This is a genomic window from Winogradskyella poriferorum (assembly GCF_050618035.1).
GTDB lineage: Bacteria > Bacteroidota > Bacteroidia > Flavobacteriales > Flavobacteriaceae > Winogradskyella > Winogradskyella poriferorum_A.
In genome coordinates, this window is the sequence record NZ_JBODPY010000009.1 from 25935 (window position 1) to 49202 (window position 23268).

Genomic DNA, 23268 nt, shown 5'->3' on the forward strand with positions numbered 1-23268 from the left:
TTTGTATAAAAATAATGTAATTTTAGTCAAGTTTAAAACCTAATATAGTATGAAAACGCATCCTATTTTTCTTAGAATATTGATTTTTGTTTTGGTCTGTTCTTGCAGTTTTACGTCAAAGGAAATTCAGTTCCATAATTCACATGAACCCAATCGTGCAAACGTGCCATTTAGTGATGTGGTAGAGACAGAAAATTTATTATTTCTAACCGGACAAATAGGTAAAGATCATAAAGCAGGTGCATTGGTTTCGGGTGGTATTAAATCGGAAACAAAGCAAGTTATTGAGAATATTAGGGATGTTTTGGAGCATCATAATTCAAGCCTGGATAGAGTCGTAAAATGTACTGTTATACTCAAGAACATCGAAGATTTTAAGGATTTTAATTCGGTATATACAACTTATTTTACCAATAAGCCGGCAAGGACTACGTTTGCTGCTTCTGGTCTAGCTGGTGGTGCAAGTATTGAGATTGACGTTATTGCCTCTAAATGATTACAAGATCTTCTCTATGTAGATATTAGTCGTACCAGTATTTCTGAGGGTGACTAGTCCATTCTGAGCGGCTCTTACAATAAATATATTAAGTACATCTCCAGCATTTACTTGAATAACCTCATTTATATGTAGGGAAGATTCATTATGATTATTGGCTCTTCTCATGTATCCCGTTGATGCAGTAGTACCAACTTGTGCACCATTCACCTCTATGTACATTTCTGGTGCGCGTCTTGAGCTAGCCGTACAAGCTACAGATGCATTTACGATAACCCTATATCTGCCAGTTTCTGCTATAGTGACACTATTTGTTCCTGCATCTACTGAATATAAAGTAGTATTATCATTCCATTCTAGAGTGCCAAAAACGGGTAGGTTGAGACCAGCTGTTTGGTTAACATCCGTGGTAGTGTCTGTATTGCTATATTTTACAGATTGACCTGGCGAAGAAGTGGATGTAGTCGTAAGACTAAAGGCTTCCCATATTGGTGTGGCTGGAGAATTGGAATTAAACTGAAACTCATCAGAATCTGTATTAAAAATGAGCAATCCATTGGCAGGAAGCGTAATGGCATCACGTTGCGCTGTAGTTAATTTAGGAATTAATACACCAGCATCAGTGGATTCGATGTGCAATATTGACGAGGGATCAGGATTGGTAGTACCAACCCCAACTTGTGCGCCAACTGCCGTCAAGGTAACGGCAATTAACATCACAATTGAGATGTTCTTTTTCATTTTACTGGGGGACTAAATATGCGGCAAAAGTAATATTTATCCGACGAACTACCAAATCGTTATTGTTAAGTATTGGTTATCTTTGCCCACTATGACAAGACGCGAGCAACAAGAACTAATAGATAAGGGACTTTTATTACCCTTAATGGAGGAATTTTATACAATCCAAGGCGAAGGGTATCACAAGGGTACAGCAGCCTATTTTGTGAGGATTGGAGGTTGTGATGTGGGATGTCATTGGTGTGATGTCAAAGAAAGCTGGTTAGCAGAATTACATCCACCAACAGAAACTTCAAAGATCGTAGATAATGCCGCCAAGTATAGCAATACAATTGTGGTAACTGGTGGAGAACCTTTAACATGGGATATGGGTCCTTTAACAGAACAGCTTAAGGAAAAAGGGTTACAAACCCATATTGAAACTTCAGGCGCATACAAGTTAACTGGCGAGTGGGACTGGATTTGTCTTTCACCCAAAAAAATGAAGTTACCCACCGAAGAAATATATGCTGAAGCACATGAACTGAAATGCATTGTTTATAATAAGGATGATTTTAGATTTGCAGAAGAACAAGCATCTAAAGTAAACAAGGATTGTATTTTGTATTTACAGCCCGAATGGAGCAAGCGCGAAAAAATGATGCCAAAGATTGTTGATTATGTTATGGCCAATCCAAAATGGAAGGTTTCCTTGCAAACACATAAATATTTAAATATTCCATAAAAAAAGCCTTGATTTCTCAAGGCTTTTTTTAATTCATTATTACTTAATGGTAATAGGAAATTCTGCTACTGAATTGTCCCACCCAATTTTAAGATGTACTGTATTTTCAGAAGCTAGGTAAAGTGCAATCGATAGATTTTCGATAACTTCTTCACTTTTAGAAACAGGTGCAGTTACTGAAACAACATCTTTGCTATCGTCATAACCAAAATTTCCCCAGCCATCAAGACCATTATTTAATTTTAAAGTCCACTCATTTTCTGTTGGTATAATTACGGCAGAATAGCGTCCTGCAGAAATGGTTTTACCACCAAATGTTACATCATTTACAAATAATATTTCTGTAGATTCATTCGCACCAATACGCCATGCCTCTCCATACTTTAATAAATCACCAAAAATAACACGACCCTTTTTTGCAGGTCTAGAGTAGGTAACTCTTATTTGTGGCTCTAAAGCTTTTTTCTCTTCATCAGTTTTTGCAAAAGCCCTTACAGGTGCTTGTGCTGGATAGTAAGCTCTATCCATAGGACTTTTGTCAAGTGGTTTAAAATCTTGTGCTTCAGCATTGAATGCAAATAATACCATAAATGCAAAAGCGATGGTTGAAATTAGTTTTGTTGATTTCATCATTTATCTTTTTTAATTAGGTTCTAAAATTAATCCTTATGAATACCAAAGACTGATAAGGAAATATTAAAATTTACAATTTTATACTTCTACGGTCTAAATTTCTTGAATATGGTTTCATATTGTATAAAATATCATACATAAAGTTATTATATGTAACTAATAAAGTTATTTATATTTAATAATTGAAACTATATGGTCATATTTGTCTCATAATTAATAATAAAATAAAAAGTTATGTGCGGAATAGTATGTGCATTTGATATAAAGCAGAAATCAGAAACATTAAGACCCCAGGTTTTAGAAATGGCCAAAACGATACGTCATCGTGGTCCGGATTGGAGTGGTATATATAGTGATGAAAAAGCAATTTTAGCTCATGAGCGTCTTGCAATTGTAGATCCAGCTTCGGGTAAACAACCATTATATAGCGAGGATAAGAAATTAATTCTTGCGGCCAATGGTGAGATATATAACCATAGAGAATTGCGTAGTCAATTTCCAGGTTACACGTTTCAAACCGAAAGTGACTGCGAAGTGATTCTTGCCCTTTACAAAAGTCAAGGTGTTGATTTTGTAGATGATTTGAATGGCATTTTTGGATTTGCTATTTACGATTCTGAAAAGGATGAATACTTTATTGCTCGTGACCATATGGGAATCATTCCTTTATATATGGGATGGGATAAGCATGGTACTTTCTATGTTGCATCAGAATTAAAAGCCCTAGAAGGTGTCTGTACTAAGATCGAATTATTTCCTCCTGGACACTATTTAAGCAGTAAAGACGGTGAATTGGTTCAGTGGTATAAGCGCGATTGGGAAGATTATGACGCTGTAAAAGAAAATGAAACAAGCATTGCAGAAGTAAGACAAGCGCTTGAAGATGCGGTACACAGACAACTTATGAGTGATGTGCCTTACGGTGTATTATTATCTGGTGGACTAGATTCTTCAGTAACCTCTGCGATTGCAAAAAAATATTCGCAGAGACGTGTAGAAGCTGATGATAAAGAGCAAGCTTGGTGGCCACAGTTACATAGTTTTTCAGTTGGTTTAAAGGGTTCTCCAGACCTTGCTGCCGCTCAAAAGGTAGCCGATCATATTGGTACTGTACATCATGAAATTGAATTTACAATTCAAGAGGGCTTAGACGCTATTAAGGATGTTATTTACCAATTAGAAACTTACGATATTACAACAGTTCGTGCGAGTACACCAATGTATTTAATGGCAAGAGTTATTAAGTCTATGGGAATTAAAATGGTCCTTTCAGGCGAAGGTGCTGATGAGATATTTGGAGGCTATTTATATTTTCACAAGGCGCCAAATGCGCAGGAGTTTCATGAGGAAACTGTTAGAAAATTAAGCAAGTTGCACATGTACGATTGTCTACGTGCTAACAAAAGTCTAGCAGCTTGGGGAATCGAAGGACGTGTACCGTTTTTAGATAAAGAGTTTATGGATGTCGCGATGCGCATCAACCCACAGGATAAAATGATAAATGGAGAGCGTATGGAAAAATGGGTGGTACGCAAAGCGTTTGAAGATATGTTACCAGAAAGTGTAGCATGGCGCCAAAAGGAACAATTTAGTGATGGTGTAGGTTATAGTTGGATTGATACGCTCAAGGAAGTTGTAGAGGCTGAGGTAAGCGATGAGCAGTTAGCCAATGCACATTTCCGTTTTCCAATTCAAACACCACAGAATAAAGAAGAGTACTACTATAGAACAATTTTTGAAGGTCATTTCCCTAGTGATACTGCCGCTCTAAGTGTGCCACAAGAACCAAGTGTGGCATGTAGTACTAAAATTGCACTTGAGTGGGATGAAGCGTTTAAAAACATGAACGATCCATCTGGTAGAGCCGTGGCAAAAGTACACGAAGATGCATATTGATCAACTTTTGAGTTATTAGGATGTAGCCCTAACAACACACTAGACTTACAAAAAAAATATGTATTTCAGTGGAAAGGTGGACCCAACAGGTCCACCTTTTTTCATATACAATGTTAAGTGGTTGTATTGTAACATTTTACTAACTTTATGAACATATTAGCATTAACCAACCAAAATCTACTCAAATTACCTGCTTAGGTCCAATTGTAAGCAATGATTAAATTTTTTAGGCGAATTCGTCAAAAGCTAATTGATGAAAATCGGATTAGTAAGTATGTCTTGTACGCTACTGGTGAAATAATCCTTGTAGTCATTGGGATCTTAATTGCCCTTCAATTAAATGGTATGCGAGAAGATGCAGTGGAGCGCAAGAAAGAACAATCCTATCTCCATGAGATAAATCTTGATTTTAAATCCAATAAAATTCAAATAGATTCCATTATTGAGCTAAATGGTAAGGCCATGAAATGTTGTGAAAAATTACAAGCGCATGTGGCTATTCTCAAGAAAGATCCGAGAAACTTTACCAATTTTGATGAGAATCCAATAAAGGACAGTTTATTGTATTACCAAGGTTGTTGCTACACCAACAAATCTTTTAACCCAAAAAGTGGCACTATAAGAGCACTTATTAATTCATCCTCTTTTGATTTAATTCAAAATGACAGTTTAAGGCGCTTGTTAATTTCTTGGGACGATGTCCTTGCTGATTATTTAGAGGAGGAACAAGGTACTCAGGATATCTTATTTAAGGAATATTTTCCATTTAATAGAGATAGCTACGATTACGAGAATACCTTTTCAGATAACAATATGAAAATTTGGTTTGGCCCCAGAGAATACAATTTTAGGGAAGAACGACGCTTGGGCTTAGAATATTTAATAGAAGTAGTAGAACAAGAAGGTATTACATCCATGATCGATGATATCATAAGACTCACAGAAACCGAAAATAACATCAACTAATATGAAATTACTCAAATTTATTATCCTAGGATTGCTATTAATTCCATTTTCAGGGAATGCCCAAAAAAGGAAAAAGAAAAATACTCAACCTGCGTTTCAGATTTCAGATTCTTTAATGCATGGACCTAAGTGGAGAAACATTGGACCTTTTAGAGGCGGTAGGTCCGTAGCATCAAGTGGTGTAATTAATGATCCCCAAACCTATTATATGGGTTCTACTGGAGGTGGTGTTTGGAAAACACAAGATGCAGGTCTGAGCTGGCATAATATTTCTGATGGTTTTTTTAAAACAGGTACTGTTGGTGCCATAGCGGTCTCAGAGTCAGATGCTAATGTTGTTGTAGTAGGTATGGGAGAGCATGCGGCACGAGGTGTAATGACGTCTATGGGAGATGGTGTATATAAGTCTATGGATGCTGGTAAGACTTGGGAACATTTGGGATTAGAGAATACAAGACATATTTCAGATATTATTATTCATCCTACAAATCCAGATATTATATATGTTTCTGCTCAAGGTGCACAGTATGGTGCATCAACAGATCGTGGTATTTATATGACGACAGATGGCGGTAAAAATTGGAACAAGGTTTTTTACATTAATGATACAACAGGGTGTTCTTCCTTAAGTATGGATATGAATAATCCAAGAATATTATATGCAGCCATGTGGCAACATCGTCGTTATCCTTGGTATATGGAATCAGGTGGTGAGAGTTCAGGCTTGTTTAAGTCAACAGATGGTGGGCAATCTTGGGAGCCCATGGAAAATGGCTTGCCTGAAGAAATGGGTAAAGCTGGTATTTCCGTGTCGCGCGCAAATTCTGAAGTGGTCTACGCGGTCATAGAAGCAGAAGGTGCCAAAGGTGGTGTATATAAAACACAAGACGCTGGCGAAAAGTGGACTCAAGTAAATAAGGATCGCATTAATATTACACGTTCGTGGTACTACATGGAAATATTTGCCGATCCACAAGATGAGAATATCGTATATGTATTGAATGCTCCAGTAATGAAATCCATTGATGGTGGTAAGAGTTTTTCTAATATTCCTGTACCGCATGGTGACAATCATCACCTTTGGATTAATCCAAATGATAACACCAATATGATCAACTCTAATGATGGTGGTGCTAATATTTCATTTAATTCTGGAAAATCTTGGAGTACTCAAAAAAATCAACCGACGGTTCAATTTTACAGAGTAATTACAGACAATCGTTTTCCATATTATGTCTATGGTGGTCAACAAGATAATTCTACAGTTGCCATTGCAAGTCGCACAAATGATGGCGGTATAGGCTGGAAAGATTGGTATCCAACAGCCGGAGGAGAGAGTGCCTATATAGCTTTTGATCCTGATAATCCAGAAACTGTTTACGGTGGTACCTATCAAGGGAATATTAGTAAATGGACAATGGCGTCTCAAGAACAAAAATCAATAAAGCAGTATCCAGAATTAGGTTTAAGTATTGCTCCAAAAGACTCCAAGTATCGATACAACTGGAATGCTCCAATAATAGCATCACCTCATGATAGATCAACAATTTACCATGCCGGAAATGTTGTGTTTAAAACAACCGATGGTGGTTTGTCTTGGGAAACTGTAAGTCCCGATCTTACAAAGAATGAAACAGATAAACACGGTCCAGGTGGTGGTCCATTTACAAACGAAGCTGCAGGTGGCGAGAATTATAATACCATAACAAGCCTTGTGGAGTCACAACACGAGGAAGGTGTCATTTATGCAGGTACCGATGATGGTACACTTCAGTTAACCAAAGATGGTGGCAAAAGTTGGACTAATATTACACCAAAGGGTGTTCCCGATGGTATTGTAAATAGTATTGATATTTCAGAGCATAATCCAGCACAAGTATATATCACGGTTATGCGCTATAAGAGTATGGATCTGACGCCTCATATTTTCAGATCCTCAGATTATGGTAATTCATGGACCAAAATTGTATCTGGTTTAAATGATCCTAATGGATTTGCAAGAGTGGTTAGAGCAGACAAAAAGAAAAAGGGCTTGCTTTATGCAGGTACAGAGGTAGGGCTCTATGTGTCTTTTAATGATGGAGACTATTGGCAACCTCTTCAATTGAACTTACCAGTAACACCTGTTAACGATTTAATTATTCAAGATAATGATCTTGTTGCTGCAACAGGAGGAAGAGGCTTTTGGATATTAGACGATTTGGCCGTTTTACAACAAAGTACAGATAATCAAGGGTTAAAATTGTATCAGCCAAAGGATACGCCACGTTACCTAGGTGGTAACTCTAATGCGATCGGACAAGGGCAAAACCCATTGTCTGGTGTAATTATAGATTATTATTTACCAAAAGATGTGGATTCTCTCGAATTAACATTAGAGGTTTTAAAGGACAATAAAGTAGTTAGAAACTACAGCAGTAAAGCGCCAGAAGGATTTAGAACTTGGCCTGGTGGTCCATCACGACCTTTAATACTACCTGGAAAACAAGGCTATAATCGAATAGCTTGGGGCTTAGATCGCAATAGTATACCACCTGTAGATGATGTATTTATTTTTGGATATCTAGGCGGTACTATAATTGCTCCGGGAACCTATCAACTGCGGTTAAAGCTTGGTGATGACATGGCAGAAACATCTGTTAATGTTACACCTTACCATGCTATAGAGGCCACAGCTCAAGATTTTGAAGAACAACAAACGATGTTAGTTACAATTAAGGAAACAGTAGAAGATATGCACAAGGCCGTAAATTCTATGCGATCTGCCAAAGCACAAATTCAAACGCATGAAAAATTACTTAAAGGTCATGAAGGTACAGAAGAGTTACTAGAAAAAGGCAAAGAATTGTCTGATCGCATTACCACTTGGGAAGAGAATTTAATTCAACCTAAGCAAGAGACCTTTCAAGACGTTATTAACTTTAACAACCAACTCAATTCTCAACTTCTCAATCTTTCAGGTTATATCAATCAAGCAGATCCAAAGGTTACCCAAGGTGCTAAAGATCGATTGAAGGATTTACTTGGGGACTGGAAGGTCTATAAAGATGAGCAAAGCGCCATCATAAATAAGGAGATGGATGCCTATAATAAAGCTTATGAAGCATTGAATCTTCCAGCTATTATATTAGATAAAAATTAATCATTAATCAAATAAACAATTCATTATGAAAGAAAAACTCATCTATTTTCTAACCTGTGTTTTTATGACGTCGCTCGTTGCGGCTCAAGGAACACGATTACTGCGAGATCCAGACATCAGTAATACACACATCACATTCACCTATGGAAGCGATGTCTGGATTGCTGATAAATCAGGCGGATTAGCTAAACGTATTACAAGTACACCAGCAATTGAATACCAACCCTACTTTTCTCCTGATGGAAAATGGATTGCTTTTTCATCTAACCGCTCTGGTAGACCAAATGCCTATATCGTATCCATAGAAGGTGGAACACCAAAACAATTGACTTGGCATCCGTCGGGATCCACAGTGAGAGGTTGGACACCAGATGGTAAATCACTACTAATTGCTAGTGGTAGAGATACGGCTCCAAGAGCTTATCAACGCTTGTATACACTGTCTATAGATGGAGGTTTGCCAGAATTAATCTCCTCTCAATGGGGTTATGATGGTGACTTTTCGCCCGATGGCAAACAAATGATTATTGATAAGATGGACCGTTGGGATGTAGAATGGCGTGCCTATCGTGGAGGCCAGAATACACCACTAATTTTAATGGATGTAGAAACCCAAAATGAAACCTTATTGCCTAATGCTGAGCGTAGTACAGATATAAAACCATTGTGGCTAAATGACAAGATTTATTTCTTGTCAGACAGAGATTTGGTGGCGAATATATGGTCTTACGACCCTCAGTCTTCGCAACTCGATCAGGTTACTAGTTTTAAAGGTTCTGATATTAAAAATATTTCTGGGTACGATAATACCATTGTTTACGAACGCGATGGTTACATCCATACTATGGACATTGCTTCAGGTAAGACAACACAGCTTAATATAGAGGTTATTGGTGATTTTCCTTGGGCGGAAACCAAATGGGAAAATGTAAATAATTATGCCCAATCTGCATCCTTGTCACCAAATGGTAAGCGTGTTATTTTAGAGGCTAGAGGAGACATTTTTACTGTACCAATTGAGTTTGGTGATTCTCGAAATATCACAAGTACTTCGGGAGTGGCTGATCGCAGACCTATTTGGTCACCAAAGGGTGATAAGATTGCTTGGTTTTCAGATGAAAACAGAAAGAACTATCAGTTGTTTATCAGCAACCAAGATGGAAGCGACATTCTAGATAAAATTAGCCTTGGAGAATCTAATTTAGGATGGGATCCAAGCTGGTCTCCAGATGGCGCACATATTGCTTTTGTAGATGATGATGTACGTCTGCGTGTCGTTGATCTTAAGTCTAAGAAGATAAAAACGATCGATGTTGGTGGTACCAATTTAGAACGTGGTTCTATTGAGATGAAGTGGTCACCAGATTCAAAGTGGATTGCCTATGCCAAAACAGGCGATAATATGCTACGTCAAATTTATCTCTGGTCTGTCGATTCTGGTAATTCTACATCTATTACCGATCCGTTTGCAGATTCATTCTCTCCGGCATGGGATTTAAATAAGAAACAATTGTATTTCTTGGCAAGTACCAATATCGCTTTAGGTTCTGGTTGGGCTAATACGAGCGCCATGACTTCAGATGAAACCTATGCAGCTTATGTGGTTAATTTAGATGCAAATGACGATTCACCTTTTAAACCAAAAAGTGATGAGGAAGAGGTGAAAGATGAAGAAGCATCTGATGATAAAAAGGATAAAAAGGAAGATGCTGATAAAAAGAAAGAAGACGCTGGTCTAAAAATTAATTTTACAAATATTGGAAGACGAACATTAGCACTTCCTGTACCTGTGCGAAGCTACGCTTATATATTAGCGGGTCCTGAGAATACGGCTTTCTTAGCGGAGTATGTACCAAATAGTAGAGGCCTAACCCTTCATAAATTCGATTTAAAGAAACAAGAATCTAATGAGTTTACTAGTGGTGCTAGTGGCACATTTATAACAGCTAACGGTAAGCATATGTTGGTAAGACTCAATGGGAGTTGGAAACTTGTTAAAACAGGTGGTGGCAATGCTAAAGGTGCCAAGTCCATTAAGCCTAATCTTCAAATGAAGCTCAATAGAGCAGAAGAATGGGAGCAAATGTTTGAAGAAGCTTGGCGTTATGAGCGCGATTATTTCTATGATCCAAATATTCACGGACGAAATTGGAATAAGGTCTACAAGCGCTATGCACCATTAGTGTCACACGTTAAACACAGAGCAGATCTCACTTATATTTTTGATCAGATGAATGGCGAGCTTTCAGTTGGTCATAGCTTTGTTGGCGGAGGCGACTACCCAGAAGTAGAACGCAATCAGGTGGGTTTACTAGGTGCCGATTTCAATATAGAAAATGGACGTTATCGCATTAAACGCATTTATACCACCGAAAACTGGAATCCTGGTTTAGAAGGACCTTTAGATGCACCTGGTTTAAACATTAAAGAAGGTTATTATATAGTTGGTATTAATAATAGAGAGTTAAAGGCCGATGATAATATATTTGAATTTCTCGATGGTACTTCAGGCAAGCAGACCATATTGCATTTAAACTCAACATCAGAATTTAAAGGCCATTGGACAGAGGTTGTAGAACCCATAAGAAGTGAAAACTCATTACGTCAGCGTACTTGGGTAGAAGACAATAGAAGACGTGTTGATGAACTCTCTAACGGCCGTCTTGGTTATATCTGGGTACCTAATACAGGTGGACCAGGCTTCGTATCCTTTAACCGTTATTTCTTTGCACAGCAAGATAAAGAAGGTGCTGTGATTGATGAGCGCTTTAATGGAGGTGGATTGCTTGATGATTATATGGTGGATTTAATGACCAGAGATGTGAGAGCGGCATTAACCAATGAAGTGCCAAATGGTAAACCGATGAAGCTACCAGCTGGTATAATGGGACCAAAAGTATTATTGATTAATGAATTAGCCGGTTCTGGAGGTGACTTCTTCCCTTGGGTATTTAGACAACAAAAGGCTGGTAAATTAATTGGGATGCGCACTTGGGGAGGACTCGTAAAATCATCGACTCATTATTTAATGATCGATGGTGGCCGTTTAACCTCACCTGATAATGCCGTATTCGATCCTATAAACAATAAGTTTATTGCAGAGAATATTGGTGTGCCACCAGACATCGAAGTACGACAAGATGCAAAATCACTAAATAGTGGTAATGATCCACAGTTAGAACGCGGCGTGCAAGAATTAATGAAGTTGCTAGGCACTAAGCGCGAAATAAAGGTGCCACCGTTTAATAAACCGGCAACAGGAAATTAAAATAAATAACCACACCTAATGATTGATGCGTTAGGTGTGGTAAAAATATGGTTGAGCCTGTGTAACAAATAGTTATTAAACTCAACCAATATATAACACTAACCAAACCTACCCTTATAGAGATATAGCAGGGCTGTATATCTATGACATTATTCACTTGTGTTTTGGTGATTTATTAAATCGCTAAAAACCGAACATATGGGCATATTCTGGGACCTCATACAACAAAATGAGCTCAACAAACAACAAGAACAAGCAGACAGCTTGGAGGAGCGTGTTGCGCAACTAGAAACCGAATTATCAACAACTAAAGCCTTGCTTAGAAAAACGTTAGAGGCATTAGAAATGCACTTGAGCAAGGATATTGATGGTGATGGGCAACTTGGATGATTAAGTTCTTTAGACATATACGTAAATCACTACTGAGGCAAAATGAATTAGGTAAATACACCAAATATGCAATTGGTGAAATTGTTCTTTTAGTTATAGGCATACTCATCGCTTTACAGATTAATAATTGGAATGCTGAACGCAAAGACAGAGCTAGAGAAGCAGTGTTACTTAACCAAATTCATAAAGATTTTACCAATAGTAAATTACAATTGGATAGTATTATTGCATTTAATACTCAAAAAACCGAAAAGCTAAGTAATCTAGTTGCTTTAATGACTAAATCTAGAGATTCTAACCTCATAGCTACTATGATGCAATATGGTGATGATATTGCAGCTATCAGGACATTTAATCCTGCTAACGGAACAGTGGAGGCCATTATAAATTCGTCATCATTTGAGCTGATTACAAACGATTCTTTAAGAGGGCTACTTGTAGCATGGAAGGATGTATACACCGACTATAGTGAGGAAGAACAATTTGCACTAAATTTTCAGACAGATCATTTTTTTCCTTTTTTTAGAACGCATTTCGATTATTTAAACCCTTATAATGAGGACATGCTCAACATTGTAAAAACTGTTGAATTTCAAAATATTTGGTTAGATAACCTTCGCCATACCCGAAACATTTTAGATGCAGTTAAAGGTGAACATGTTGAGGAATACATAAATGAAATTTTAAGACATACGGCACACTATGATTAAATTCTTCAGACATATTCGTAAAGCCTTAATAGAGCAAAACAAAATGGGTAAATACTTTAAATATGCCATTGGAGAAATATTACTTGTAATGGTTGGTATTCTTTTGGCATTGCAAGTCAATACCTGGAATGAAAATAATAAGAAGAGAGCTTATGAAGTAAACATTCTCTCTGAGATAAGTAGTGCTTTAGATAGAGATTTAAATCACTACCAACGCATGAAATCAAGATTACAAAAATTAGATTCTGCCTCTAATGTAATGTTGCAACACATTCATAACAAAACTCAAATCTTTCAGGACACCTTATACCGCAATGGCGGATCAAGATGGTATAATTTACGATCTGGTATTCTGTACCAATACAATTCTGGACCATACGAAGCCTTAAAATCATCTGGTTTAGAAAAAATCTCAAATAAGGACTTAAGAAATAAGTTGATTAAATTTTACGACTTCACATTTCCCTTTAATGCGGAAATGGTCCAATATTCAGAAAGTCGATATGAAGGTCAAGTACAGAAACTAAGGTCATTTTTAGGAGAACCATTTACAGAGGAAGTCGATGGAAATATAAAAGTCTATCAAAAATTTCCAGAAAATTTATTTCAGGATGTCGAATTTTTAACATTGGTGAATGAGATTAATGGTAGGGCAAATTATACCATACGACAATTAGATGTTCAAATTCCTAAAATTGAAAAAATGAATAAAGAAGTTAAAGCAGAGCTTAATGCATTATGATCAAATTCTTTCGTCATATTCGTCGCTCACTTATTAACCAAAATCAAATGGGAAAATACTTTAAATATGCATTGGGTGAAATACTGTTGGTGGTTATTGGTATTCTTATCGCATTGCAGGTGAATAATTGGAATAACCAAAGGCTCGAAAGACAAAAAGAGCAAACCATCTTAATGAATTTACGCTCAGACTTTAATGAAAATATAGCAGAGTACAATAGAATTTATAAGAGTAGCACCGAGTCTTATAAATCATCAATAAAGTTATTAGAGATCATTAAAGGTGATTCTAATATTAATCCTTCAGAAATTGAAGTATTACTCAACTCTATCCTTAATGGATTCTATTCACTAGATTTAAATGCGGCATCAATAGACGAAATTAAAAGTTCTGGTTCTTTGAATATCATAAAAGACGGTGAATTAAGAAAGCAAATATCTAAATGGTCTTTTATGGTAGACGACACAGAAGATGATATTGAGATTTATTATGATTATTTATTTGAGTTTTTAATTCCCTCATTAACAAATAAATCGGTCCTTAGAAACATGGCTGTACCTAGACGATTAAATGGTGTTGGGAATCTTTCGCAGATTACCAAGTCTAATTTTTCTGTGGATTATGATACTACCTTAAGAACTCTCGAATTTGAAAATCAACTCTATAATCACACACTTAATTTAGTTTTTGTTCTGCAAGCTTATGAGAATATAGAGGCTTATTTACAGGGTACTTTAGAAATGATAGAAGGGAATATCAATGATTAAATTCTTTAGACATATTCGACGCAAACTTTTGGCACAAAATCAGATGGGCAAATACTTTAAATATGCTGTTGGAGAAATTATCCTTGTTGTTATAGGTATTTTAATTGCACTGCAGATTAATAATTGGAATGAGAAGCGGAAAGATGAAGCTAAATTGCAAACCATACTCTTAAAGATTAAAGAAGATCTTACAGATGATTTATTAGTTGTTAATAATAACCTCTATACTCTAAAAAGGAAAGATTCTATTGCACATCACATTTTCAATAAGACCATAGACCAAAGGACCTTTTCGGAAATTGGAGGCTCTTTTTTACCATTTACCAGTCTGGTACTCGATTTAAATACCAGTGGCTATGAGCAACTTAAAGTTAATATAGACAAATTGCCTACGAGCTATAAGGATTTGGTAACTGCTCTCAATGATATTTACATTAATACCAAAAGTAATTTAGACATATACAATAAGTTAATGGACCAGGCGATAGAGGAGCATTTAAATACACTATCCGAGACAAAGCCATGGTTTTCAGATTGGAGCCGAAATATTCCTTCAGTTGAAGCGGACATGTATTTCCTAACAGATTCTTTGGCAAAAAATCGTATCAGCTTGTATTTGCAAAATTTAAATTCCACAGCCTACGAAGGTTTTAGTTTTAAACAAAAGTCTATAACGGCCATTAAGCTGATAGATAGCTTAACACAAACAGATTTAGAAATGCCATCTATTGCCTCTACCAACTTTGATAACGAATCGATAAGAAAGCAATTGGTTGGTACTTATACCCTTGTAGAAGATTTAGATAATGGTCTTAATTTTTCACACTCGGAATTACAGATTTCAGAAGAAGAGCAAACACTATTTCTTAAGGGTGGAGATAATTTAAAGAACGAAATTTATTGGAATCATGGCTTAACCTTTATTGGACAACCAGGTTTTATCTCATTTGTAAAAAACAAAGCTGGTGACATAGAATTGCAGGTGCAGAGAACTTCTGGGCAGTTAACCTATAAAAGGAAAACAAATGATTAAGTTCTTTAGACATTTTAGAAAATCATTTTTAGATAATAATCAAATGGGCAAATATTTTAAATATGCTATTGGTGAGATACTGTTAGTGGTAATAGGGATTTTATTGGCGCTTCAAATAAATAATTGGAATGAGACTCGCAAAGCGAATATTTTCGAAGAAAATATGCTAAGTGAAATATACACGACATTGAAAAGTGATATTGATATTTTTAATCACTTTGAGGATCGTATTCGGAAAAAAGATTCAGCCATCGACAACCTCCTATATGCGAGAGCAGGTAAACGAAAGTTTAGTGAAGAGCGGTTAAGAAACGACATTTTTTGGGCTGGTTCTAGTATCTTGTTCACCTACAATGATGGACCATACGAGGCCTTAAAATCTAGTGGTCTCGATAATATAACCACTGACTCCTTACGCTATGAGCTTTCAGATTATTTCGAAGTGTATTTGCCGCGTGCTAAATCATTCATTCAGAATACAGAACAAAAGTACGAGCCGAAAATTAACAAAATGATAGATAGGCTTAGAGAAGATGGTTTTTTCGAAGAATATTTGGAATTTGTAGTTGAGGATGGAATTGAAAAAGGCTATGCGCCACGAAGAAAATATGATCTTGAGAAATACTTAACTGAACCCTTTTATGAAGAGTATTTAATACAAAATGCACATTATAAAAGTGATTTGTGGTGGAATCTAAAAAGTATTATTTCTAGATCTGAAAAGGTTCAAGAAACCATAAAAAAAGAACTAAAAGAACGATTTAACCATAGTAATTAGATGATTAATTTCTTCCGAAAAATACGGCAACAGTTAATTCAGCAGAACAATATGAGTAAATATTTAAAATATGCCATAGGCGAGATACTATTGGTTGTGGTTGGGATCTTAATCGCCTTTCAAGTGAACAGTTGGAACGAAAACCGAAAATCAAAAGCCAAAGAACAATTGTATTTAACCAGTTTTCAGAACGATTTGGTGAAAAATGCTGATGAGTTACAAAGGGTTATTGACAAAACAAATCGTGTAGTGAATATGGCAGATACCCTTTTAAAAGTTAAGAATGATGAAGTTTTAGACTTTAGTGATCGCAATTTTACAAGTTGGATCTTTGGGAGTTCTGGTTTTACCATTTACCAAGCCAAAGGTGGTACGGTTAAGAGCTTAATCGCTTCTGGAGATTTAAATGTAGTGACCAACGATAGTTTACGTTTGGCTTTAGCCACTTGGGAAGACGACCTCTCTGGTTTAAAAGAATGGGAAGCGTTAAATAAAGAATCCAGTCGTGAATATCAGGGCTATGTCGATGATAATTTAGACCTGTTTCAAGTGGATTATATCGATGAGCCAATAAGTAAAACGATGCAGGAACAACTGTTAAATTCAAGAATGTTTTTAAATCATGTTTCTAATAGAAGGCGGCTATCCTATATTTTAAATCGTGTTTATGAGGAGCAGATGGTGCAATTAAAGGCATTACAGCAAAGAGTAGAAGAACAATTACAATAAGAATTGCAGTTTCAAATAGTTGATTTTAAATAATTTACTATTTTTATCCATAGCCCAGGTTCGCTTTAACTTACTACTAACCAACTAAAATCAATCTTTATGCAGTTAAAGCAATCCTTTGTCATTGCCATTGTTTTAGGTATTGGAGCAGTGGCTTGTTGGGAGCTCTATTGGCGTTCTCAAGGCGTAGTTCCAAATCTCGATGATAACAAAGACCTCTGGGCCAATCAACGCGAACGTTTAGATGACGATAACTCTAACATGACAGTCTTTATTGGCTCGTCGCGTATACTTTATGATATTCAATTAGACATTTGGGAAGAGCTCACAAACAAAGAACCAATCATGTTGGCCGTACAAGGGTCGTCACCATTACCAGTATTTAAAGATATTGTTGAGAATACCGATTTTAAAGGAACCTTAATGGTTGGGATAACACCACCAATTATGTTCTCAACAGTCTATCCTGAGGCTTTTCCTATTAGAAGACCACAGTCTAAGGTCGACTATTATGAGAATAGAACTTACGCACAACGTATTAATCATAAGCTGTCCATTCCCTTGCAAACCAATTTGGCCTTTATTAGGGATGGAGATGAAGACTGGGATACCGATTTAGATTTAAAAACACTGTTAAAACAAATCCATATTGGAGAACGTGCTGGCCCACCTCATGTGCCCTTCAATAATTTTGAAGAGATTACACTAACAAGGCATATGAAGATGCCAGATTTCGTAACTAACGATACTGCATATGCCAATACCATTAAAGCCGCATGGAAAGATATGGTACTTGGTGACCGGCCACCACCAGATAAAGAAGCTACGACAGCCGCTTTTGTAGAATTGGCAGAAAAATTTAAAGCTAGAGGTGGTAATCTCATTCTATTGAGATGTCCTTCCTCAGGGTTTTTTAAAGAAGTAGAGGCCAAAGGATTTCCGCGAAATGAGTATTGGGATCCTTTAGTCGAGCAGGTAGGTGCTAAGGCCTATCACTACGATGATTATCCGCAGTTTCGTGATTTGTTCTTACCAGAATGGTCGCATTTAGCGACTGAGGATGCGCAGTTTTTTACACGAGAATTTATAGGCATTTTAAAGAAAGATAAAGCCATAACTACTAACTAACTAACCAATCATTTATTATGCTTTTTAATTCATTAAGTTTTGTCGTATTTCTCGTTATAGTGCTTGCGCTATATTATTCGAAATTGTTTGGTTGGACCAACAAAAAAAGAATGCTCCTTTTAGCTAGTTATGTCTTTTATGGCTTATGGAATCCACCTCTGGTTATATTACTTTGGATATCTACCATCGTGGACTGGACCGCTGGTAATAAACTTGCAGTAGAGGACGACCAAAAGAAAAGAAAATTTTGGCTCATACTCAGTATGGTCGTTAACCTTGGCTTTTTAGGATTTTTCAAATATGGGAATTTCCTGCTCGAGAATTTTATATCCTTAGTTAATCTCGTAGGTATCGAATATGAAGCAATGCCGATGGATATTATCCTACCAATGGGCATCTCGTTTTATACCTTTCAAACTATGTCCTATACCATCGACATGTATAACAAAAGAATGGCACCAGCACGAACATTTTTAGATTTTGCATTATACGTCACCTTCTTCCCACAGTTGGTTGCTGGTCCTATTGTGAGAGCAAAGGAATTGATATCACAGTTTTACGAATCTAAGCGTGCTACAACAAAGCAGTTTTTATGGGGTTTATTTTTACTCACTATGGGCCTTTTTCAAAAAGTCGTTCTTGCGGACACACTACTGTCTGAAGTGTCCGATGATGTATTTGGTTCTAGTAAACTATTACACGGTGTAGATGCTTGGGTGGGTACAATTGCCTTTTCAGGACAGATTTTTTTTGATTTTGCTGGCTATTCGACCTGTGCCATTGGTATTGCCTTAATGTTAGGTATTGTACTGCCAGATAACTTTAAATATCCTTATGCGTCTATCGGTTTTTCAGATTTATGGCGTCGCTGGCATATTAGTTTATCCACTTGGTTAAGAGATTATCTTTATATACCACTTGGAGGCAATAGAAATGGTATCGTTAAGATGTACATTGCCTTAATGCTAACCATGCTCTTAGGAGGTTTATGGCATGGTGCCGCTTGGACGTTTATAGTTTGGGGAGGTTTACATGGTTCCTATTTGATATTAGAACGTTTACAGAAAAGATACCTGCCGTTTAAGATCACAAAGTACAATGGGATATTTCTAGCCTTTATTACATTTTCTTGTGTAAATATTACATGGGTATTTTTTAGAGCAGACACGTTTCAGAAATCGTGGGAGATGATAAAATCAATGTTTTATGTCGTTTCAGATGGTGAAAAAATATTACACAATTTCGAAATCATTAAAGTCTGTGCTGTTATTGGTATTATGTTTCTGTGTCATTGGCTGATGCGCAACAGTTCTTTAAAAGAGTTATCTCAAAAAACACCACCTTGGTTATTTGGTGTGACTTGGGCAATTTTATTTTTTCTTATTATAATTTCACAAGGTAGTGGTGAGCAATTTATCTACTTCCAATTTTAATGGTAATGCTCAGTTTTTTTATTCTTGAGATACACCTTTATAGGCATCTTTGCTATATTTAATGAAAATATAGGGTGAAGTAAATGCTTAAAATCTTCCGAAATAAGCGACAAAAATTAATGGGTCAAAATCAAATGGGTAAATACTTTAGATATGCTTTTGGAGAGATCATATTGGTAGTGGTTGGTATCCTTATAGCCTTAGGTATTAATAACTGGAACGAGAAACGCAAAACAGAGAAAGTAAAGGTGCAACTCCTCGAAAGTATCCAAAAGGAGATCGATGTCAATAGAGCACAAATCACCAATGTATTCGACTATCATAAAAAGCTTAGGGATACTTTAAAACAAATAGACCTAGAGGCCTTGGTTCAAGGCAAGCAAGGATTAAGCTTTTGGCAAGGACATCGCATATTTAGGTTACGCTCTTCTTCTTTTCAAACCGCAGTACAATCTGGTGTGATAAAGGACTTTGATCTAGATTTGTCCGAATCTTTGAATAATCTCTACACTAAGATTCAATTTTATAACGATTTTGGTCAAAGTGTTAATAATGGAATCTATGGTATTAACCGATCCACTGAGGAAGGTGCACAGCAGATGTTCAATTTTGTACGGATGATTATGGAAGATGTGTATTATGCCGAGTCAGAACTACTCGATGGATTCGACTACAATTTAAAAGCCATTACAAAGGCAATTGAGTAATCGGCTAAAGGCTATTATTATACTCTGAAAACGCTATTTTATCCACGAATTACACTAATTTAGGGCTTTAATTACACGCAGAATTTTCTGCATCAAATAACTAATACCAATCCAATGAAATTCAGACTTTTCTGCATGTCCCTTGTAATCTCGGGCTTCATAGGTGCACAAGATAATATCGATAAGAAAATAGAGGATTTGATCAACCAGATGACCTTAACAGAAAAAGTAGGGCAAATGAATCTGTACAATGGATTTTGGGAGGTTACTGGTCCTGCACCAGAAGGTGGCAACGCAGCCATTAAATACAAACATTTAAAGGAAGGTCGTGTTGGTGCTATGCTTACGGTTAGAGGCACTAAAGAAGTGCGTGCTGTACAGAAAATAGCAGTAGAAGAATCGCGTTTAGGAATCCCTTTAATGATTGGGTTCGATGTGATTCATGGTTATAAGACTTTAAGTCCTATTCCGCTTGCTGAAGCGGCAAGCTGGGATATGGAAGCTATTGAGCGATCTGCACGTATCGCCGCAACAGAAGCTTCTGCAGTTGGAATTAATTGGGCCTTTGCACCAAATGTAGATATTTCAAGAAATGCAAGATGGGGTCGTGTTATGGAAGGTGCTGGTGAAGATCCGTATTTAGGGAGTAAAGTGGCAATAGCGCGTGTTAAAGGATTTCAAGGAGATGACTTATCGGCACCAAATACCATTGCAGCAACAGCCAAACATTTCGCTGCTTATGGTTTTGCAGAAAGCGGAAAAGAGTATAATACTTCGGATATAGGAACAAATACACTGTATAATATGGTTTTACCACCTTTTAAAGCGGCTGTAGATTCTGATGTAAAATCCATTATGAATTCCTTTAATGATCTTAATGGTGTTCCTGTAACTGCGAGCGAATTTTTACAGCGTGATATATTAAAAGGAAGCTGGAATTTTGATGGCTTTGTAGTTTCTGATTGGGCATCTATAAGAGAACTTTTGGTTTGGGGTTATGCTAGAGACAGAAAGCATGCCGCTGTATTAGCAGCCAATGCAGGTTCGGATATGGATATGGAAGGTCATGTCTATGTAAATGAGCTAGAGGCTATGGTAAAAGCAGGTAAGGTAGATGAAGCTTTAATAGATGATGCCGTAAGACGAATCCTTAAGGTAAAAATGGAGTTGGGTCTATTCGATGATCCTTACAGATATTGCGATCCTGAAAATGAGAAGGCTATGATATATAATCCAAAACATCAGGAAGCAGTTTTGGATGTGGCTAAAAAGTCTATTGTTTTATTAAAAAATGAAAACAACCTCTTACCTTTAAAGCGAACTGGTCAAAAGATTGCTTTAATTGGTGAGTTGGCTGGTGATGATAATAGTCCTCTTGGGAGTTGGAGAATCGCATCAGATGACGATACAGCAGTTTCGGTCTTAGAAGGGATGCAACAGTATACAGGTAATACGCTAGCGTATGAAAAAGGTGTTAATGTGTTTTTAGGTGCTACCACTTTTCTTAATGAATTAGCTGTAAATACTACAGATCGGACAGGTATGGAAGAAGCAATTCAACTGGCCAAGGAAAGTGACGTAGTTGTTATGGTTCTTGGTGAACATGGATTTCAAAGTGGAGAGGGTAGAAGTAGGACAGAATTAGATCTTCCTGGTCTGCAGCAAGAACTTTTAGAAAAGGTATATGAAGTTAATCCTAATATTGTTTTAGTGCTTAATAACGGTCGCCCATTGACAATTCCTTGGGCTGCAGAACATATTCCTGCTATTGTCGAAGGCTGGCAATTAGGATCTCAGACAGGTAATGCTATTGCTCAAGTATTATATGGAGATTATAATCCAAGTGGTAAATTACCGATGTCCTTTCCAAGAAATGTAGGTCAGATTCCTATTTATTACAACTATAAGAATACCGGAAGGCCAGTGGATAAAGATGGAAATGTATTCTGGTCTCATTTTAATGACGTTGAAAAAACACCACAGTTTCCATTTGGTCATGGTTTAAGCTATACCACCTTTAAATATTCAAACTTAAAGCTCGATAAAAACGAAATAAATTCAAATGAATCTCTAACTGTGACCATAGAGGTTACCAATACTGGTGATTATGATGGTAAGGAAGTAGTACAGCTGTACATTAGAGATATGGTAGCATCTGCCGTACGACCAGTAAGGGAGTTAAAAGGGTTTGAGCTTGTGCCTTTAAAGAAAGGTGAAACTAAAACAGTGCGGTTTACATTAGATAAGACTGCTCTTGGTTTTTATGATAATAAAGGAAACTTTATTGTCGAATCTGGTGCGTTTAAGATTTTTGTTGGTGGTAGTTCTATGGCTAATAATGAGGCGAGCTTTTCAATAAGAGGAAACTAAAAGAAAAGTTAATTTGTAGGGATTATCGTATTTTTTGTGTATCTTAACTATCTGATAATAAGATTATTTGGATTCATATGCCCTACCGATTTGATTGGAATAAAGAGAGTGCTTTGGTGACCTTCCATGGTGAAGTGACCTATGCTGACATAGAATCCGCAGATGAGGCACTCTTTAATGATCCACGCTTTGATAATTTAGATTTTATCGTTTACGATTTATTAACTATTGACGACCTCGATGTCACAGACCATAATTTACAAGTGACCTCTGCCATAAACAGTTCTGCATCGCAGTGGAACAGGAAGTTAAAAATGGCTTTTGTTGCGAAGGATGGATATGTTCTGGAAGCAGTGGAGCGTTTTATTGAACTCATGCAAAAAAGTAACTGGAAAATTCGTGTTTTTGGGTCACTTAAGGATGCGTTCAAGTGGGCCTGAATTTTTGGAAAAACTTCAAATAAGGCTTCCTAATCTATTTTCTTAAAAAACAATTTCTCGAACAGAATTTTTTTAGGTCAAATTGTATTTAAGGTGGTTTTTAGCCATTTTAAGACACTTTTATCTTTTTAACAATTGTTGATAATTAATGCATAAAGTCTCTAAAAAGCTGTTT

The 23268-nt window shown here is 36.6% G+C and carries 20 protein-coding genes; 18 read left to right on the top strand and 2 right to left on the bottom strand.

Annotated features, from left to right (window positions below; all coding sequences use genetic code 11):
• Positions 1 to 49: 49 nt before the first annotated feature.
• Positions 50 to 496, top strand: a complete 447-nt coding sequence (locus tag ACRHOC_RS14515) for a RidA family protein (protein ID WP_431159359.1) — start codon at positions 50 to 52, stop codon at positions 494 to 496.
• On the opposite strand, the gene ACRHOC_RS14520 is transcribed toward ACRHOC_RS14515, so the two are convergent.
• Entirely contained in the window at positions 497 to 1237 is a 741-nt protein-coding gene (locus ACRHOC_RS14520) for a hypothetical protein (protein WP_431159360.1), read from the bottom strand.
• A 91-nt stretch (positions 1238 to 1328) separates the two neighbouring features.
• Between ACRHOC_RS14520 and ACRHOC_RS14525 the strand changes: the two genes are divergently transcribed.
• Entirely contained in the window at positions 1329 to 1961 is a 633-nt protein-coding gene (locus ACRHOC_RS14525; protein WP_431159361.1) for a 7-carboxy-7-deazaguanine synthase QueE, read from the top strand.
• Positions 1962 to 2000: 39 nt separating this feature from the next.
• Here the strand turns inward: ACRHOC_RS14525 and ACRHOC_RS14530 are convergent, their stop codons facing one another.
• Positions 2001 to 2594 (bottom strand): DUF2911 domain-containing protein, encoded by a 594-nt coding sequence (locus ACRHOC_RS14530; RefSeq protein ID WP_431159362.1) that lies wholly within the window; start codon positions 2592 to 2594, stop codon positions 2001 to 2003.
• A 234-nt stretch (positions 2595 to 2828) separates the two neighbouring features.
• On the opposite strand from ACRHOC_RS14530, the gene asnB reads away from it, so the two are divergent.
• From asnB to ACRHOC_RS14610, 16 genes are all read left to right on the top strand, one after another.
• Complete coding sequence (gene asnB / locus ACRHOC_RS14535) at positions 2829 to 4490, top strand: asparagine synthase B (protein WP_431159363.1); 1662 nt, start codon at positions 2829 to 2831, stop codon at positions 4488 to 4490.
• A gap of 213 nt (positions 4491 to 4703) precedes the next feature.
• The gene (locus ACRHOC_RS14540) at positions 4704 to 5456 is read left to right on the top strand and encodes a DUF6090 family protein (RefSeq protein ID WP_431159364.1); all 753 of its coding nucleotides are present in this window, start codon (positions 4704 to 4706) and stop codon (positions 5454 to 5456) included.
• Position 5457: 1 nt separating this feature from the next.
• Positions 5458 to 8598 (top strand): WD40/YVTN/BNR-like repeat-containing protein, encoded by a 3141-nt coding sequence (locus ACRHOC_RS14545; protein WP_431159365.1) that lies wholly within the window; start codon positions 5458 to 5460, stop codon positions 8596 to 8598.
• A 25-nt stretch (positions 8599 to 8623) separates the two neighbouring features.
• Positions 8624 to 11866: a S41 family peptidase gene (locus ACRHOC_RS14550; RefSeq protein ID WP_431159366.1), complete on the top strand. Its 3243-nt coding sequence runs from the start codon at positions 8624 to 8626 to the stop codon at positions 11864 to 11866.
• A gap of 198 nt (positions 11867 to 12064) precedes the next feature.
• The gene (locus ACRHOC_RS14555) at positions 12065 to 12256 is read left to right on the top strand and encodes a hypothetical protein (RefSeq protein ID WP_431159367.1); all 192 of its coding nucleotides are present in this window, start codon (positions 12065 to 12067) and stop codon (positions 12254 to 12256) included.
• Complete coding sequence (locus ACRHOC_RS14560) at positions 12253 to 12966, top strand: DUF6090 family protein (RefSeq protein ID WP_431159368.1); 714 nt, start codon at positions 12253 to 12255, stop codon at positions 12964 to 12966. The genes ACRHOC_RS14555 and ACRHOC_RS14560 overlap by 4 nt, the downstream gene beginning before the upstream one ends.
• Complete coding sequence (locus ACRHOC_RS14565) at positions 12959 to 13708, top strand: DUF6090 family protein (protein ID WP_431159369.1); 750 nt, start codon at positions 12959 to 12961, stop codon at positions 13706 to 13708. Before ACRHOC_RS14560 ends, ACRHOC_RS14565 begins: the two co-directional genes overlap by 8 nt.
• A gap of 47 nt (positions 13709 to 13755) precedes the next feature.
• Positions 13756 to 14475 (top strand): DUF6090 family protein, encoded by a 720-nt coding sequence (locus ACRHOC_RS14570; RefSeq protein WP_431159370.1) that lies wholly within the window; start codon positions 13756 to 13758, stop codon positions 14473 to 14475.
• Entirely contained in the window at positions 14468 to 15508 is a 1041-nt protein-coding gene (locus ACRHOC_RS14575) for a DUF6090 family protein (RefSeq protein ID WP_431159371.1), read from the top strand. Before ACRHOC_RS14570 ends, ACRHOC_RS14575 begins: the two co-directional genes overlap by 8 nt.
• Positions 15501 to 16286: a DUF6090 family protein gene (locus ACRHOC_RS14580; protein WP_431159372.1), complete on the top strand. Its 786-nt coding sequence runs from the start codon at positions 15501 to 15503 to the stop codon at positions 16284 to 16286. Before ACRHOC_RS14575 ends, ACRHOC_RS14580 begins: the two co-directional genes overlap by 8 nt.
• A gap of 51 nt (positions 16287 to 16337) precedes the next feature.
• Positions 16338 to 17015, top strand: coding sequence for a DUF6090 family protein (locus tag ACRHOC_RS14585; RefSeq protein ID WP_431159373.1), 678 nt, complete (start codon positions 16338 to 16340; stop codon positions 17013 to 17015).
• 99 nt (positions 17016 to 17114) lie between these two features.
• On the top strand, positions 17115 to 18143 hold the full coding sequence (locus tag ACRHOC_RS14590) for a hypothetical protein (protein ID WP_431159374.1): 1029 nt from the start codon (positions 17115 to 17117) through the stop codon (positions 18141 to 18143).
• Positions 18144 to 18253: 110 nt separating this feature from the next.
• On the top strand, positions 18254 to 19576 hold the full coding sequence (locus ACRHOC_RS14595) for an MBOAT family O-acyltransferase (protein ID WP_431159375.1): 1323 nt from the start codon (positions 18254 to 18256) through the stop codon (positions 19574 to 19576).
• A gap of 83 nt (positions 19577 to 19659) precedes the next feature.
• On the top strand, positions 19660 to 20283 hold the full coding sequence (locus ACRHOC_RS14600; protein ID WP_431159376.1) for a DUF6090 family protein: 624 nt from the start codon (positions 19660 to 19662) through the stop codon (positions 20281 to 20283).
• Between the two features lie 135 nt (positions 20284 to 20418).
• Complete coding sequence (gene bglX, locus ACRHOC_RS14605; protein WP_431159377.1) at positions 20419 to 22653, top strand: beta-glucosidase BglX; 2235 nt, start codon at positions 20419 to 20421, stop codon at positions 22651 to 22653.
• A 77-nt stretch (positions 22654 to 22730) separates the two neighbouring features.
• Complete coding sequence (locus ACRHOC_RS14610) at positions 22731 to 23093, top strand: hypothetical protein (RefSeq protein ID WP_431159378.1); 363 nt, start codon at positions 22731 to 22733, stop codon at positions 23091 to 23093.
• Positions 23094 to 23268: the final 175 nt, after the last annotated feature.

What these genes read in the sequence shown, in the direction of transcription:
- ACRHOC_RS14515 (WP_431159359.1), top strand. Translation starts at nt 50, where the DNA reads ATGAAAACGCATCCTATTTTTCTTAGAATATTGATTTTTGTTTTGGTC.
- ACRHOC_RS14520 (WP_431159360.1), bottom strand. Translation starts at nt 1,237, where the DNA reads ATGAAAAAGAACATCTCAATTGTGATGTTAATTGCCGTTACCTTGACG.
- ACRHOC_RS14525 (WP_431159361.1), top strand. Translation starts at nt 1,329, where the DNA reads ATGACAAGACGCGAGCAACAAGAACTAATAGATAAGGGACTTTTATTA.
- ACRHOC_RS14530 (WP_431159362.1), bottom strand. Translation starts at nt 2,594, where the DNA reads ATGATGAAATCAACAAAACTAATTTCAACCATCGCTTTTGCATTTATG.
- asnB (WP_431159363.1), top strand. Translation starts at nt 2,829, where the DNA reads ATGTGCGGAATAGTATGTGCATTTGATATAAAGCAGAAATCAGAAACA.
- ACRHOC_RS14540 (WP_431159364.1), top strand. Translation starts at nt 4,704, where the DNA reads ATGATTAAATTTTTTAGGCGAATTCGTCAAAAGCTAATTGATGAAAAT.
- ACRHOC_RS14545 (WP_431159365.1), top strand. Translation starts at nt 5,458, where the DNA reads ATGAAATTACTCAAATTTATTATCCTAGGATTGCTATTAATTCCATTT.
- ACRHOC_RS14550 (WP_431159366.1), top strand. Translation starts at nt 8,624, where the DNA reads ATGAAAGAAAAACTCATCTATTTTCTAACCTGTGTTTTTATGACGTCG.
- ACRHOC_RS14555 (WP_431159367.1), top strand. Translation starts at nt 12,065, where the DNA reads ATGGGCATATTCTGGGACCTCATACAACAAAATGAGCTCAACAAACAA.
- ACRHOC_RS14560 (WP_431159368.1), top strand. Translation starts at nt 12,253, where the DNA reads ATGATTAAGTTCTTTAGACATATACGTAAATCACTACTGAGGCAAAAT.
- ACRHOC_RS14565 (WP_431159369.1), top strand. Translation starts at nt 12,959, where the DNA reads ATGATTAAATTCTTCAGACATATTCGTAAAGCCTTAATAGAGCAAAAC.
- ACRHOC_RS14570 (WP_431159370.1), top strand. Translation starts at nt 13,756, where the DNA reads ATGGGAAAATACTTTAAATATGCATTGGGTGAAATACTGTTGGTGGTT.
- ACRHOC_RS14575 (WP_431159371.1), top strand. Translation starts at nt 14,468, where the DNA reads ATGATTAAATTCTTTAGACATATTCGACGCAAACTTTTGGCACAAAAT.
- ACRHOC_RS14580 (WP_431159372.1), top strand. Translation starts at nt 15,501, where the DNA reads ATGATTAAGTTCTTTAGACATTTTAGAAAATCATTTTTAGATAATAAT.
- ACRHOC_RS14585 (WP_431159373.1), top strand. Translation starts at nt 16,338, where the DNA reads ATGAGTAAATATTTAAAATATGCCATAGGCGAGATACTATTGGTTGTG.
- ACRHOC_RS14590 (WP_431159374.1), top strand. Translation starts at nt 17,115, where the DNA reads ATGCAGTTAAAGCAATCCTTTGTCATTGCCATTGTTTTAGGTATTGGA.
- ACRHOC_RS14595 (WP_431159375.1), top strand. Translation starts at nt 18,254, where the DNA reads ATGCTCCTTTTAGCTAGTTATGTCTTTTATGGCTTATGGAATCCACCT.
- ACRHOC_RS14600 (WP_431159376.1), top strand. Translation starts at nt 19,660, where the DNA reads ATGCTTAAAATCTTCCGAAATAAGCGACAAAAATTAATGGGTCAAAAT.
- bglX (WP_431159377.1), top strand. Translation starts at nt 20,419, where the DNA reads ATGTCCCTTGTAATCTCGGGCTTCATAGGTGCACAAGATAATATCGAT.
- ACRHOC_RS14610 (WP_431159378.1), top strand. Translation starts at nt 22,731, where the DNA reads ATGCCCTACCGATTTGATTGGAATAAAGAGAGTGCTTTGGTGACCTTC.